The sequence below is a fragment of the Phytobacter sp. V91 genome (assembly GCF_965644225.1).
Lineage (GTDB): Bacteria > Pseudomonadota > Gammaproteobacteria > Enterobacterales > Enterobacteriaceae > CBFFRJ01.
This window is the reverse complement of sequence record NZ_CBFFRJ010000345.1, coordinates 1-314: the sequence shown is the minus strand read 5'-3', so window position 1 is coordinate 314 and position 314 is coordinate 1. Positions and strand designations below refer to the sequence as shown.

Below are 314 nucleotides of genomic sequence, written 5' to 3'. Positions count from 1 at the left end.
AGAATGGTAACGGCCTGTTGACTGAGTGGCACCAAATGCCGGGTTTTCATTTTGGCTCCACGGTGTGAGTTTTTCACGCCTTTAACCGCTTCGCGCTCTTCCGGTATCGTCCATAACGATTTTTTAAAATCGATTTCTGCCCAGCGGGCAAACCGAAGTTCGCTCGAACGGATAAAAATCAGCAGGGTGAGTTTCACCGCCAGTCGGGTGAGCAATCGGCCTTTATAGCTGTCAACGCGTCCTAAAAACTCATGGTAGCGTTCAAACGGCAAAGCAGGACGATGTTGACGTTTACCCGTGTTAACGGCCCCTGA

The 314-nt window shown here is 50.3% G+C and carries 1 protein-coding gene; it reads right to left on the bottom strand.

What is annotated here, in order from left to right; translation table 11 throughout:
* On the bottom strand, nucleotides 1–314 hold a 314-nt coding region (locus tag ACSZO4_RS25960), incomplete at both ends, for a tyrosine-type recombinase/integrase (RefSeq protein ID WP_437891945.1).